Origin of the sequence: Variovorax soli NBRC 106424 (assembly GCF_001591385.1) — a bacterium.
GTDB lineage: Bacteria > Pseudomonadota > Gammaproteobacteria > Burkholderiales > Burkholderiaceae_C > Variovorax > Variovorax soli.
The window spans coordinates 1-12,463 of record NZ_BCUU01000013.1 but is presented as its reverse complement, the minus strand read 5'-3'; the positions used below and the strand labels follow the sequence as shown (position 1 = coordinate 12,463).

At 68.3% G+C, this 12,463-nt stretch carries 15 protein-coding genes; 3 read left to right on the top strand and 12 right to left on the bottom strand.

Features of this window, described 5'->3' with window-relative positions:
- Positions 1–414: a group II truncated hemoglobin gene (locus VSO01S_RS06220; protein WP_068640934.1), complete on the bottom strand. Its 414-nt coding sequence runs from the start codon at positions 412–414 to the stop codon at positions 1–3.
- Positions 415–564: 150 nt separating this feature from the next.
- Here VSO01S_RS06220 and VSO01S_RS06215 point away from each other — a divergent pair, with 150 nt between their 5' ends.
- Together VSO01S_RS06215 and VSO01S_RS06210 are read left to right on the top strand one after the other, a co-directional pair.
- Positions 565–999 (top strand): hypothetical protein, encoded by a 435-nt coding sequence (locus tag VSO01S_RS06215; protein ID WP_068640933.1) that lies wholly within the window; start codon positions 565–567, stop codon positions 997–999.
- Positions 1,000–1,118: 119 nt separating this feature from the next.
- Positions 1,119–1,997 carry a phosphate/phosphite/phosphonate ABC transporter substrate-binding protein gene (locus VSO01S_RS06210; protein WP_153305147.1) on the top strand — a complete coding sequence of 293 codons (879 nt, stop codon included), beginning with the start codon at positions 1,119–1,121 and terminating at the stop codon, positions 1,995–1,997.
- Positions 1,998–2,018: 21 nt separating this feature from the next.
- Here VSO01S_RS06210 and VSO01S_RS06205 read toward each other — a convergent pair whose 3' ends face one another.
- The 10 genes from VSO01S_RS06205 to VSO01S_RS06160 form a co-directional block, all read right to left on the bottom strand.
- On the bottom strand, positions 2,019–2,387 hold the full coding sequence (locus tag VSO01S_RS06205) for a nuclear transport factor 2 family protein (protein WP_084241710.1): 369 nt from the start codon (positions 2,385–2,387) through the stop codon (positions 2,019–2,021).
- A gap of 96 nt (positions 2,388–2,483) precedes the next feature.
- On the bottom strand, positions 2,484–3,545 hold the full coding sequence (locus tag VSO01S_RS06200; RefSeq protein ID WP_068640931.1) for a LacI family DNA-binding transcriptional regulator: 1,062 nt from the start codon (positions 3,543–3,545) through the stop codon (positions 2,484–2,486).
- Positions 3,546–3,594: 49 nt separating this feature from the next.
- Entirely contained in the window at positions 3,595–4,587 is a 993-nt protein-coding gene (locus VSO01S_RS06195; RefSeq protein ID WP_068640930.1) for a 2-hydroxyacid dehydrogenase, read from the bottom strand.
- 6 nt (positions 4,588–4,593) lie between these two features.
- A complete protein-coding gene (locus tag VSO01S_RS06190) occupies positions 4,594–5,559 on the bottom strand; it encodes a sugar kinase (RefSeq protein WP_068640929.1) in 966 nt (321 codons plus the stop codon).
- Entirely contained in the window at positions 5,556–6,314 is a 759-nt protein-coding gene (locus tag VSO01S_RS06185; RefSeq protein ID WP_068640928.1) for a sugar phosphate isomerase/epimerase family protein, read from the bottom strand. The genes VSO01S_RS06190 and VSO01S_RS06185 overlap by 4 nt, the downstream gene beginning before the upstream one ends.
- 21 nt (positions 6,315–6,335) lie before the next feature.
- Positions 6,336–7,100, bottom strand: coding sequence for an amino acid ABC transporter ATP-binding protein (locus VSO01S_RS06180; protein ID WP_068640999.1), 765 nt, complete (start codon positions 7,098–7,100; stop codon positions 6,336–6,338).
- A 42-nt stretch (positions 7,101–7,142) separates the two neighbouring features.
- Positions 7,143–7,943: a transporter substrate-binding domain-containing protein gene (locus VSO01S_RS06175; RefSeq protein WP_068640927.1), complete on the bottom strand. Its 801-nt coding sequence runs from the start codon at positions 7,941–7,943 to the stop codon at positions 7,143–7,145.
- A 42-nt stretch (positions 7,944–7,985) separates the two neighbouring features.
- Positions 7,986–8,639: an amino acid ABC transporter permease gene (locus VSO01S_RS06170; protein ID WP_068640926.1), complete on the bottom strand. Its 654-nt coding sequence runs from the start codon at positions 8,637–8,639 to the stop codon at positions 7,986–7,988.
- Between the two features lie 13 nt (positions 8,640–8,652).
- Positions 8,653–9,324 (bottom strand): amino acid ABC transporter permease, encoded by a 672-nt coding sequence (locus VSO01S_RS06165; RefSeq protein ID WP_068640925.1) that lies wholly within the window; start codon positions 9,322–9,324, stop codon positions 8,653–8,655.
- A gap of 29 nt (positions 9,325–9,353) precedes the next feature.
- The gene (locus VSO01S_RS06160; RefSeq protein ID WP_068640924.1) at positions 9,354–10,040 is read right to left on the bottom strand and encodes an RraA family protein; all 687 of its coding nucleotides are present in this window, start codon (positions 10,038–10,040) and stop codon (positions 9,354–9,356) included.
- Between the two features lie 148 nt (positions 10,041–10,188).
- Here VSO01S_RS06160 and VSO01S_RS06155 point away from each other — a divergent pair, with 148 nt between their 5' ends.
- Entirely contained in the window at positions 10,189–11,883 is a 1,695-nt protein-coding gene (locus VSO01S_RS06155) for a magnesium transporter CorA family protein (RefSeq protein ID WP_068640923.1), read from the top strand.
- Positions 11,884–11,910: 27 nt separating this feature from the next.
- Here the strand turns inward: VSO01S_RS06155 and VSO01S_RS06150 are convergent.
- The coding region (locus VSO01S_RS06150) for a hypothetical protein (protein WP_218002319.1) at positions 11,911–12,463 on the bottom strand (553 nt) is incomplete at its 5' end.

Here is a 12,463-nt window from a genome sequence, read left to right as displayed (position 1 = left end):
CTATCGGTTGCGCATCCAGTCGGCGGTCTGGAAGAAGCTGCCCCGAAGGCGTTCGCGCAAGCCCTCGGGCACGCCCGTCTCGCCCATGGCCTGGTCCATGCAGGCCAGCCATTCGTCGCGCTCCCTGATGCCGATGGTGTGGCCGCCGATGCTCTGCGGCAGGTGGCGCGCCCGCAGCATGGGGTGGCCGAAGCGGTCGGTGTAGTGCTGCGGTCCGCCCAGCCAGCCGCACAGGAACCAGAACAGGCGCTGCCGCGCGTTCTCGAGCGATGGGCCGTGCACGGCACGCAGCCGCGCATAGGCCGGGTCCAGTTCCATCAGGTCATAGAAGCGGTCGACCAGCGCCTGCACCTTGGGCTCGCCGCCGATCCATTCGAAGGGGGTGTCGAAGGGCGGCTTTTCTTCAATCTGCATAAGTCCGAAGTATCGCCTCGACCCCAATCCCCGCCGGCGGCCACGGCGTTTCGTGCATTTGTTGACAGGTTGAGGGATTGACGCCGGACCATTTCTTGCACTTCCTGAAACTCAAATTAACATTTGGTAAAACTTTGGGTCTGGCCCGCCATGGACGCTTCGCAACTGTTCGGCACGATCATTCGAATCCTGAACCAGCCGGTCTTTCCGCCCCGCGCCAAACCGGCGGATGCGGTCAAGGCGCGTCCGGGTCAAATGCCGCTGCGCGCGCACGCGGCCCGGCCCGCCGTTCCGACCGGCCTGGTCCCCATCGTGGTGGAGCCGATGGTGGCGACCGACCCCGCCGCCACGCAAGCCACCACCCAGGCCATGCGCACGCTGGAAGAAGTCCGCGCCGACCTGGCTCGCCTGCGCGAGCAGGCCCGTCGCCGCCAGGCCGCCCACGCCCAGCAGCGCCGCGACCTGGCTTTTGCACCGACCGATTTCATGGAGTTCGGCAAGCCGGCCGCCCCTGCCGGGGCCGTCGCGGCCCGCGAATTTCCGGCGACCGACTTCATGGACATGAGCCCTGGCCGGCCTTCCTGAGCGGCCGGTGGCGCCCGCTCACCGGGCCGAAGACCGTCCCGTAGACCTTGGACACACAGCGGCGCGGCGCCCCGTCCGCGAGCAGATTTCCACGCAGAACAAAGAGATCCGGAGACAAGATGCAAGACAGCCACGCGCGCGCGCAGCGCCCGCTCCCCATGACGCATTCCAAGGCGCTGCCTGGCACCGGCAGCCGCCTGCCGCTTCTGGCGGCGCTGCTGCTGGCCAGCGCCGCCACCTCGGCCCAGGGCCTGGTGATCGGCGTGACGGAGGGCGTGACTTACCGCGCGACCGACCCCGAGATCGAGGCCAAGTTCGCCCCCATTGCCGATGCCCTGGGCAAGGCGCTGAAGCAGCCGGTCTCCATCAAGATATTGAGCACCTACAACGCCTCGCGCGCGGCCATGCAGGCGCAGCAGGTGGACCTGGTGTTCCTGCACCCGGCGCACCTGGCCTTCGAGGCCACCAAGTCGGGCCGCTACAAGAGCGTGGCCTGGACCGCCGGCTACACCGACTACAAGGTCTCCTTCCTGTGCAAGGACGCGCAGCCCATCACCAACTGGAAGGAAGTCGCCGGCAAGAGCCTGGTCACGCCCGACCCGGACTCCATCACCAGCGTCATCACCCGCGCCATGCTGCGGGAGCAGGGCCTGGCGGAGGGCAGCGTCAAGCTGTCGAACACGCGCTACCAGGACGCCGTGCCTTTCTATGTGCAAAACGGCTTCACCACCTATGGCGCCACAGCTTCGACCGGCGTGATCAAGGCCTGGAAGGGCAGCGGCGGCAAGACTTGCGCCGAATCGCGCCCAGTGCCGATCAAGCAGTGGCTGGCATCCACCAAGCTGGATGCGAACACCACCGCCCAGGTCCGCGAAACTCTGCTGGATCTGTCGAGCAGCGATGCGGGCAGGAAGGCCCTGGCGGCCTCGGGCTACAGCGCATTCGTGGCGCCTTCGGCGGAAGTGGAAAAGACGCTCACCGCCTGGCTCGGCGTCTGAGCGGCCACCACCCGCACCGCTTCAGCGCCTGGCCGCGCTGAAGTGCAGCCGCAGCACCCGCCAATGCGGCCCGGCGCGCTGCCACACCTCGGTGGAGGCCACCGAGGGCGGCAACTGCCCGAAGGCCTCGGTGCGGATGACGCCGTGGACCAGGGCGATGTCGCCCAGCAGGTGGATGTGGCGCTCCAGGTCCTCGCCGGTGCTGCCATCGGCAAACCAGCAGCCTTCACGCACCGCGGAGGTGATGCCTTCGAGCTGCTCCTTCTTGGTCTGGTTGCCCAGCCTGCAGGTCGAGCTGAAGTCGGTTGCCTCCAGCTTGTCGAGCATGTCGACGTCGCCATCGAAGTAGGCCCGGATCCACCGGGCCCGAGCGGCCAATAGCTCTTCCATTGCGCCTCCCTGTTCTTGCGTCAATGCGCGGCGATTATGCGACTGCCCTCTGGAAATTAGTTCTTTCGTTGCATTCCGTAATGAATGCGCGCCACGCTAGGGCTGGCCCTTCGAAGACCCGCGCACGATCAGCTGCCCCGGCAGCAGCAGCTGGCGCGGCGGCCCTTCGAAGCCCTGCAGCCGCTCGATGAGGCAGCTGGCGGCGGCATGGCCGATGTCGTCGGTCGGCTGGGCGATGGTGGTGAGGCCGGGGCCGACGAGCGAGGCCCATTCGGTTTCGTCGAAGCCGATGAAGCCCAGGTCGGAGCCGAAAGTCCAGCCCAGCCGCGTCATGGCCGCCGCCACGCGCAGCGTGACCACCGAGTTGCCGGCCACGACCGCCGCACGCCGGCCGCGCACGGCGCGCTTTTTCAGGGCCAGCAGCGCCTGGTCCAGCTCGGCATGGGCGTCGGGGTGCGAGTCGTCATGGCATTCGAACACCTCGCCGGCCATGCGCGCGCCCTGGGCCTTCACGCAGTCGCCGAAAGCGGCAATGCGCTCGCGGCGCGAGCTCACGCCCTTGGAGGGCTCGGAGATGTAGAGCAGCTCCTTGTAGCCGCCCGCCGCCAGGTGCTCGCAGGCACCCAGCATCGCGCCCGGGTTGTCGAGCGAGACGAAGTCCGCGCGCATGCCGGGATGCCGCCGGTCGACCAGCACCGACGGCTTGCCGTGCAGCGCATCGGCATCCACCGCCGTGGCGCCGCGGCCCAGGGTGTTGAGGATGAAGCCGTCCACCTGGTAGCGCGCCAGCGCATCGATGGCTTCGCGCTCGCGGCTGCCGTCGTTGCCCAGGTTGAACAGCATCAGCAGGTAGCCGGCCTGCTGGCAGGCCTTCTCGGCGCCGCGCAGCACGGCCACCGAAAAGGGGTTGCTCACGTCGGCCACCACCAGGCCGATCAGGCGCGAGCGGCCTCGGCTGAGGGCCTGCGCCATCGGGCTGGGTGCGTAGGCCAGCTCGGCCACCGCGGCCTCCACCTTGGCGGCGATGTCGGGGCTCAGCAGCCGCTCGCGATGGTTGAGAAAGCGCGAGACGGTGGCCTTGGAAACACCCGCCTTCTTCGCCACGTCGGCAATGGTGGCGCGGCCCGGCGGGCGTTGCACGGAAGTGCGTGTGCTCATTGCAGGTTCCCCCCTTGTTGTTGTCTGTCTGGGCCTGCCGGGACAGGCGTCATGCGCCTGCGCCGGTGTCGTAGGTGGCAGCCGGCCGCTCGCCGGCCAGGGCCTGCAGCAGGTTGCTGGTGGCCAGCACCGCCATGCCGTGGCGCGTCTCGTGCGTGGCCGAGCCGATGTGCGGCAACGCCGTCACGCGCGGATGCGTGCGAAGCGGCGAATCCAGCGGCAGCGGCTCGGTGGCGAACACGTCCAGCCCAGCGGCATGCAGGTGGCCGCTGTCCAGCGCGGCCAGCAGCGCGTCTTCGCGCACCGTGGCGCCGCGTCCGCCATTGATGAAGATCGAGCCCGGCTTCATCTGCGCGAAGGCGTCGGCATTCATGAGGCCGCGCGTGCTCTCCGACAGCGGCAGCATGGCCACCACGATGTCGGACCGGGCCAGCAAGTCGGCAAAGCTGGCGTGCTGCGCGCGGCCCGCCAGTTCGGGCGCCTGCGCGGCCAGGTCGACCGGGCGCCTTGCGTGGTAGAGCACCGGCATGCCGAAGCCCAGCGCTGCGCGCCGGGCCAGGGCCTGGCCGATGCGGCCGAAGCCAAGGATGCCCAGGGTCTTGCCATGCACGTCGCGGCCGAACAGCTCGGGGCCGATGTTCTTGTTCCAGCGGCCTTCGCGCACCAGGTTGGCCAGCTCGACCACGCGGCGGCTGGTGGCCATGAGCAGGGCGAACACCGTGTCGGCCACGGTCTCGGTGAGCACGCCGGGCGTGTGGCACAGCAGGATGCCGCGTGCATGCAGCGCGGCCAGCTCGTAGTTGTCCACGCCCACCGACACGCTGGAGACCACCTCCAGCTTGGGCGCGCGCGCGAGCACCGCCGAGTCGATGGGGTAGCTGGAGCCGATCAGGCCCTGCGCCCCGGGCAGGGCCGCATCGAACGCGGCCTTCTGCGCCGCGATGCGCGGGTTGGCCACCGTCACGTCGTGCACGGCGATGAGGCGGGCGAGCTGGTCGTCGGGCAGTTCGCGGAAGACCAGGACCTTCTTCTTGTCGCTCATGTCGCTTCAGAGTCCTGCGGCGTCGAGTTCGGCACGCGTGGGCAGTCCCTCCGTATCGCCCAGCACCTGCACCGCGCGGGCGCCGATCCAGGCGCCGCGGCGCACGGCCTCAGGCACCGGCTTGCCTTCCAGCAGCGCGCTGACCACGCCGGCCGCGAAACCGTCGCCCGCGCCCACCGTGTCGATGACCTTCGCGACCGGAAAGCCCGCCACGAAGCCGGTGCCGCAGTCCTCGCCGTCGTAGTACGCACCGGCCGCGCCGAGCTTGACCACCACCAGGCTGGCGCCGCGCTCGCGGTAGAAGCGCGCCACGGCTTCGGGCTGGTCGTGGCCGGTAAGCAGCAGCCCTTCCTCGATGCCGGGCAGCACCCAGTCGGCCATGGCGGCCAGGCGGTTGATCTGCTCGCGCATCACCTCGGTGGATGGCCACAGCGTGGGCCGCAGGTTGGTGTCAAAGGAAATGGTGCGGCCGGCAGCGCGCATCACTTCCATGGACTTGACCGCGGCCTGCAACGCGCTTGCCGAAATGGCGGGGAACACGCCGGTGGCATGCAGGTGGCGCGCCGATCGCAGCCAGGGCTCGTCAATATCCTGCGGGCCCATGTGGCTGGCGGCCGAGCCCTTGCGGTGGTATTCCACCGGCGGGTCGCTGCCGTCGGTGACGCGGCCCTTGAACTGGAAGCCGGTCTTCTGCGTTTCGTCGCAGATGACGTGCGAACAGTCGATGCCCTCGCCCTTCATGGTGGCGATGAGCGAGCGGCCCATGGAGTCGGTGCCCAGCCGGCTGGCCCAGCCCACCTTCAGGCCCAGGCGCGACAGGCCGATGGCCACGTTGGTCTCGGCCCCAGCGGTGCGCTTGTGGAAGGCCTGCGCGTTCTCGATGGGGCCGGGCTGGTCGGCCACCAGCAGCAGCATGGCCTCGCCGAACAACGCAACGTCGAAGGCGGAAGGGTCGGCAGAGAGTCGGGTCATGGGGCGGCGGCGCGCAGGCGCCGGAGGTGCGCGATTTCTTCGCGGGTGACGGCCAGCAGGTCGTCGCCCATCAACGGGTATTCGATGGCATGGGGCACGGTGGCGGGCAGCGCACGCAGCACCGCGCGCCACGGCGCCACGGATTGGACCATAGGCACGGCCACCCACTTGGCGGGCAGCCGCTGCACGCCCTTGCAATGCACGTAGCGCACGCGCGAGGCCAGCGCCTCGGCGGCGCGCAGCGGGCATTCGCCGACGAAATGCCAGTTGCCCATGTCGAAGGTCATGGGCAGCGGCAGCCCCGCGGCATCGGCCGCGGCGAAGAAGGCCTGCAGCGCGCCCAGTGTGCCGCCGGTTTCGGTCTGGTCGTTCTCGATGAGCAGTTCGACGGCCGGGTGCTCGGCCAGGATGGACTTGAGCTCGAAGAGCGAATCGCCAGAGGCACGCGCCCAGCCGCCGATCGACATCTTCAGTCGCGGCGCGCCCAGCGCCGTGGCGCGCGTGATGCCGCGCTCCAGCGCGCCCGTGTCCAGCTCGCCGTCCGGCGTCCACAGCAGCAGGGGCTCGGAATAGACGGCGGTGAACGGCGCCAGCAGGGCCAGTTCTTCGTGCAGTCCGTCGTCACGCAGCAGTTCGCCGCGCACCTCGACGGCATCCGCTCCCGCTTCGCTGGCCAGTCGTGCGAACCAGGGCTGGCCGTGGCGGCCGACTTCGGCGGCGCCGTAGGCGGTGAGTGAGATCAGGACAGGCGGCATGGCGGCTCCTTGCGACGCGTTTCAGTGGGGGTGGTGCGAGCTCAGGATCTGGCCCAGGAACTGGCGCGTGCGCTCGTCCTTGGGATTCTTGAAGAATTCTTCCGGCGGCGCCTGCTCGACGATCTTGCCGTCGGCCATGAAGATCACGCGGTCGGCCACGCTGCGGGCAAAGCCCATTTCGTGCGTCACGCACAGCATGGTCATGCCGTCCTCGGCCAGGCCGATCATGGTGTCCAGCACTTCCTTGACCATCTCCGGGTCCAGCGCCGAGGTGGGCTCGTCGAACAGCATGATCTTGGGCGTCATGCACAGCGCACGCGCAATGGCCACGCGCTGCTGCTGGCCGCCCGAGAGCTGGCTGGGGTACTTGTTGGCCTGCTCGGGAATGCGCACGCGGGTGAGGTACTTCATCGCGACCTCTTCCGCCTCGGCCTTCGACAGGCCGCGCGAGCGCATCGGCGCCAGCGTGCAGTTCTGCAGGATGGTCAGGTGCGGGAACAGGTTGAACTGCTGGAACACCATGCCCACCTCGGCGCGCACCGCGTCCACGTTCTTGCCGCCGGCCGTGAGGTCGATGCCGTCCACCACGATGCGGCCCTGCTGCACCTGCTCGAGCCGGTTGATGCAGCGGATGAGCGTCGACTTGCCCGAGCCCGAGGGGCCGCACACGACGATGCGCTCACCGGTGCGCACCGACAGGTTGATGCCGGTCAGCACCTGGAACTGGCCGTACCACTTGTTGACCCCTTCCATCTGGATGATGTCGGTGCCAAGGGTGTGAGTCATCGTCATTGCGGCTTCTCGCTCAGTCGTCTTTTCGCTAACGGGTCAGAACTTGGGAAAGTCGGCGCCCAGCCACTTCTGGTAGAGCTTGTTCAGCTCGCCGTTGGCGGTGTTCTTCTGCACGAACTCGTTCACGTTCTTCAGGAGGTCGTCCTGGCCCGGGCGCATGGCGATGCCCATGGCCTGCTGCTTGAGGGTGAACTTCTCCTCGAAGGTGCCGGCGGGCACGCGCTTGGCGATCTGCGCCGCCACGGTGACCGAGCAGCCGATGGCATCGACCTGGCCGGACATCAGCGCCTGCATGGCCGAGGCGTCGTCGTCGAAGCGGCGGATCTCGGTGCCTTCGGGCGCGGACTGGGTCACGACCACGTCCTGCGTGCTGGCGCGGGCCACGCCCACGCGCACGCCCTTCAGGTCGGTGGCGCTCTTGATGTTGGCGCCCTTCTTGCCGTACAGCACGATGGTGGCGGCCGCATAGGGCTGCGAGAAGGTCACCTGCTTGGCGCGCTCGGGCGTGACGGCCAGCGAAGCCACCAGCAGGTCGACCTTGTTGGTCAGCAGGAAGGGAATGCGGTTGGGGCCGGTGACGGGCACGATGTTGGCCTTCACGCCCCAGTCCTTGGCCAGCAGCTTGGCCACGTCGGCGTCGTAGCCGTCGGGCTGGTTCTGCGCGTTGGTGGTGCCGTAGGGCGGAAAGTCGACCAGCATGCCGATGGTGACCTCGCCCTTCTTCTTGATGTCGGCCAGGCTCTGCGCCGAAGCGGCCGAGCTGAAGAGAGCAGCACCCAGGCCGAGGGCGGCGAGGACGGCGGTTGCGCCACGGCGCGTGATGATCGATGCGGTCATGTCAATCGTCTCCGTTAGGAAGTTGGAAGAAAGGGAAATCGTTCAGCGAGCCAGCGCGCGTGCCCGCTTGCGCTCCATGCGCGCCGCCAGCAGCGACAGCGGCCAGCAGATCGCGAAGTAGATGGCGGCCACGGTGGTGAACACATGCAGCGGCTGGAAGGTGGCGTTGTTGATGATCTGCCCGGCGCGCGTGACTTCGGTGAAGCCGATGATGGCCGCCAGCGACGTGCCCTTGATGATCTGCACCACGTAGCCCACGGTCGGCGGCAGCGCGATCTTGAAGGCCTGCGGCAGCACCACGTCGCGCATGCGGTTCACATAGCTCAGATTGAGCGCGTGCGCCGCCTCGGTCTGCCCGCGCGGAATGGCCTGGATGCAGCCGCGCCAGATCTCGCCCAGGAAGGCCGCGCTGTTGAGCACCAGCGCCACGCCCGCGGCGATCCACGGGTTAATGTCGAAACCAATCACCGGTGCGCCGAAGAAGATCAGGAACAGCTGCAGCAAGAGCGGCGTGCCCTGGAAGATCTGGATGAAGCCGGTGGACAGCACCTGCGCCAGCCGGTTGTCCGAGGTGCGCGCCAGCGCGATCACCAGGCCCAGGATGGCGCCGCCGATGAAGGCGATGGCCGACAGCGCCAACGTCCACTTGGCTGCTTCGAGAATGAAGAGGAATTCGGGATAGCCGAAGGTACGCATGATGATTCGGCTCCTATCGACGGTCGGGGTAATTCAAGGCGCGCTGGTAGATCAGCTTGAACAGCGCCGAGAAGGCCAGCGCCAGCGCCAGGTAGATGGCTGCCACCACGATGTAGATCTCGAAGCTGCGGAAGGTCTGCGACTGCAGGTTGGCCGCCACCGAGGTGAGGTCGTCCGCCGAGATGACCGACACCACCGCCGAGCTGAGCATCAGCAGGATGAACTGGCTGGTGAGCGCCGGGTAGATGGCCTTGAGCGCGGGCTTGATGACGACAAAACGGAAGATCTCCCAGCCTTTGAGGTTGAGCGCCCTGCCCGCCTCGATCTGCCCCTTGGGAATGGACTCGATGCCCGCGCGGATGATCTCGGTGGCGTAGGCGCCCAGGTTCACCACCATGGCGGTGAGCGCCGCGGTGTAGGGCGACCAGCGCAGCCCGATGGCCGGCAGCGCGAAAAAGAAGAAGAACAGCTGCACCAGAAAGGGCGTGTTGCGGATGATCTCGATGTAGGCGTTGATCACGAAGCGCAGCGGCGCCGGCCCCGAGGTCTTGCCCCATGCGCAGACGATGGCCACGACAAGGCCCAGCAGCGTGGCCACCAGCGAGAGCTGGATGGTGATCCACGTGCCCTTGAGCAGCAGGGGCCAGGCGGCAAACACCGCGTCGAACTGGAACTGGTAGTTCATGGAAAACGAGAGAAAGAAAAATGCAGGCGCTACATCACGCCGAATGTGCGAAAGGCCTCTACGGTGCTCATGCCCTTGTTGATAGCGTCGCGCACGCGGTTCTCGGTGCTTGCCTTTTCCAGGCCCTTGCGGATGGCTTCTTCCTCGGCCTCCCGCGGAATGACAAGCACGCCGTCGCGGTCGCCGAAGACGATGTCGCCGGGGTTGATGCGCACGCCGTTGATCTCCACGCCGATGCGCCAGTCCACCACCTTGCCGCGCGGACCCTGGTCCTGCGCATAGCCGCCGTACGAGAACACGGGCAGGCCCAGCTCCAGCACCTCGTTGGTGTCGCGCGAATAGCCGTCGAGCACCGCGCCGGCAGCCTTCAAATGCATGGCGCGCGTGGTCATCAGGCCGCCCCACAGCGCGAACTGCGGCGCGCAGCCGGTGGCCACGTACACCTCGTTGGGCTTCAGGTCGTCCAGCGCCTCGAACAGGCGGCCGAAGGGCATGCGCGCAACCTCCGACTTGCCCTGCTCGCTGGTGGCGTCGAAGCACAGCGTCTCGAGCACGGGCATCGCACGGCCGGCGATGACCATGCGCGGCTCCACCGGCTTGATCTGCGGATGCAGGAACTGGCGCAGGTAGCCCATGCCGTCGAGGATGTCGCCCACCACCGCCGGAAACAGGCGCTGGCGCATGAGGCCGAACAGCTCGTCGTCATCCTTCCACATGGCTTGTCTCCGGTTCGTCCAAATACCTTGAGCGCCTCTTCGACGCTGGCACGGACTGTAGCTGAAACCGGTTTCAGCCAACCTAGGGATTCTACGTACCGGCTGTCCCCGATGCGCAGCCCGTGCATTGGACGCCTACACTGGCCCGATGCAAAGCGTGATCGCACAGGCGCTGCCCGAAGCAAAGCAAGAAGAGACGGCAGCTCCCCAGGTCAGGCACCTGCGGCAGGTGCTGCTGTGGCCGCTGCGGCTCATGCACGGCCAGAACGCAGAACGGCAGGGGCGCCCGGCCTCCGAGCTGATGCGCGAGCTGGGCGACGCCTCGCCCTGGCGCGAGGTGGTCGACGAATACACCGGCAGCAGCGACGCTTTTCACGAACGCCACTACAACGAGTTCGTGAGCTTCCTGCCCTACGTGCAGCAGTTCCTGTACGGCGAAGGCCGGGCCAACCGGAGCGCCTCGGGCGCCGACCCGGTCATCGAGTCGCCCCTGCGCGTGTTCCGCCGCCATGACATCGCCGCGCTGCGCGTGGTGCCGCGCGCGGGCGACGCACCCATCACGCTCGAGGTGGTGCACATCGACCTGTACTTCTTCTTCGATGTGGACGTGGTGATCCTCAACGTCGAGCTGGCCGGCAACGACCTCTCCCTGGCCCAGGCGCAGGAGATGCTCTATCGATGCGGCCGCGCCTACCCCGCCGGCTGGGACGCGAGCGGCGCCGCCCTGCACTGCATGAGCAGCTCGGAATGGCTCGATGCCGAGGGCCGCGTGCTGGCGCGCTCCGACGCCCAGGACCGCGAGGCCTTCCTGCGGCACGTGGCCACGCACCGTGCGCCGCGCACCGCATCGCATTGGGCCTACGTGATGCAGCCGCTGGTGGCCGAGCACACCGACGAGCCCGGCGCGCTGCGCTACCGGCAGATCGAGTACTACCGCATGCCGATGATGGCCTACCTGGCGCTGGACGATCCGCGCAAGCTCACGCGGGCCGACTTCGTGCGGCTGGGCCTGGTCACCGGCGCGGCCGAAGGTCAGGGCCAGCTTCCCTACGGCGAGGAGCACCTGGCCGACTTCGAGGCCCGCTACTGCTACGACCGCTTCTGGATGGACGCCGGTGCCGCGCCCAACACGCGCTACCTGTGCAACGGCCACGCGCTCATCGTGGTGGGCGATGCGCGCTCCGAGTTCTACGGCTGCCGCGACCGCGGCGTGCTGGCGCAGTTCAGGCACCAGCACTTCCTGCTCTTCCTGATCGCGCATTTCCAGAAGGCCTCGCTGCTGATGTTCTCCGACCAGCTGGTGGAGGCCTTGAAGCGCCTGGACATCCGCAGCACCAGCAGCGTCAAGCGCTTCAAGCGGGCCATCCGCGCCAGCTTCGAGCGCTTCCTGCGCTTCACGCACCGCTACTGGTTCCACGAGATCTCGCAGCAGGCGCAGGTGAAGGCGCTGTCGCACCTGTGCGCGCGCCACCTGGGCACCGACGCCCTGTACGAAGAGGTACGCGAGCGCATCGGCGACATGAACACCTACCTCGATGCCGACAGCCTGCGCCGCCAGGCCAACACGGTGGTGCGGCTCACGGTGGTGACGCTGTTCGGGCTGATCGGCACCATCACCACCGGCTTCCTGGGCATGAACCTGCTGGCCGAGGCCGATGCGCCGCTGGGCAGGAAGCTGGCCTACTTCGCCGTGGTGGGCGCGCTCACCACCTGGCTCACGGTCTACACCATGATCAAGTCCAAGCGCCTGTCGGACTTCATCGACGCGCTGTCGGACGACCGGCAAACGCTGCGCGGCAAGTTCGCGTCGTTCGTGAACGTGTGGCGGCGCGGGGCGGAGTAGTCCCGCAGCCCGTCGGCACGCTCCCACTCAGTAGCCCTCGGCCGTGCCGCTGCCTGGCGCGCGCACCGATGCCGTGGGCACCGGCCGCGGCAGCCACACCTCGATGGTGCCGCTGGTGGCCTGCACATAGTCGCCCAGCGGCCGCACCGCCCAGCGCGTGACCGGCGGCAGCAGCGTGCGCGCCATGGCCTCGGCGCACGGAATCTGCGCGCCATCGTGATAGAGGATGGTGGGCTGCCGGTGGCCTGCCGGCGGTGCGCGGCCGGCGGCGCGCGAGCTTTCGAGCACGTCTTCCACCGGCGGCACGGTGGCGCCCAGCGCGCGCCATGGCTTGCGGAAGGCGCGCGCCTGTTCGCGCGCCGACTGGCCGTACACCTGGATGTAGACCAATGCGCCCTTGCACACGTCCGGCGCGGGCGGCGTCAGCGGCGGCGGCGCGAGCGGCGGCGTGGCCGTTGCAGCACTTGCGTCGGCGGTGGCCGTGGCCGCACCCGTCGCTGCACCCGTCGCTGCACCCGCACCCGGACCCACACCCGCTTCCGCACTCGGCCCCGGGCCAGGACCCGCTGCGGCGGGCGCA

Bases quoted from the DNA above. Each gene is read 5' to 3' on its own strand.
- VSO01S_RS06220 (WP_068640934.1), bottom strand. From the start codon at position 414: ATGCAGATTGAAGAAAAGCCGCCCTTCGACACCCCCTTCGAATGGATC.
- VSO01S_RS06215 (WP_068640933.1), top strand. From the start codon at position 565: ATGGACGCTTCGCAACTGTTCGGCACGATCATTCGAATCCTGAACCAG.
- VSO01S_RS06210 (WP_153305147.1), top strand. From the start codon at position 1,119: ATGCAAGACAGCCACGCGCGCGCGCAGCGCCCGCTCCCCATGACGCAT.
- VSO01S_RS06205 (WP_084241710.1), bottom strand. From the start codon at position 2,387: ATGGAAGAGCTATTGGCCGCTCGGGCCCGGTGGATCCGGGCCTACTTC.
- VSO01S_RS06200 (WP_068640931.1), bottom strand. From the start codon at position 3,545: ATGAGCACACGCACTTCCGTGCAACGCCCGCCGGGCCGCGCCACCATT.
- VSO01S_RS06195 (WP_068640930.1), bottom strand. From the start codon at position 4,587: ATGAGCGACAAGAAGAAGGTCCTGGTCTTCCGCGAACTGCCCGACGAC.
- VSO01S_RS06190 (WP_068640929.1), bottom strand. From the start codon at position 5,559: ATGACCCGACTCTCTGCCGACCCTTCCGCCTTCGACGTTGCGTTGTTC.
- VSO01S_RS06185 (WP_068640928.1), bottom strand. From the start codon at position 6,314: ATGCCGCCTGTCCTGATCTCACTCACCGCCTACGGCGCCGCCGAAGTC.
- VSO01S_RS06180 (WP_068640999.1), bottom strand. From the start codon at position 7,100: ATGACTCACACCCTTGGCACCGACATCATCCAGATGGAAGGGGTCAAC.
- VSO01S_RS06175 (WP_068640927.1), bottom strand. From the start codon at position 7,943: ATGACCGCATCGATCATCACGCGCCGTGGCGCAACCGCCGTCCTCGCC.
- VSO01S_RS06170 (WP_068640926.1), bottom strand. From the start codon at position 8,639: ATGCGTACCTTCGGCTATCCCGAATTCCTCTTCATTCTCGAAGCAGCC.
- VSO01S_RS06165 (WP_068640925.1), bottom strand. From the start codon at position 9,324: ATGAACTACCAGTTCCAGTTCGACGCGGTGTTTGCCGCCTGGCCCCTG.
- VSO01S_RS06160 (WP_068640924.1), bottom strand. From the start codon at position 10,040: ATGTGGAAGGATGACGACGAGCTGTTCGGCCTCATGCGCCAGCGCCTG.
- VSO01S_RS06155 (WP_068640923.1), top strand. From the start codon at position 10,189: ATGCAAAGCGTGATCGCACAGGCGCTGCCCGAAGCAAAGCAAGAAGAG.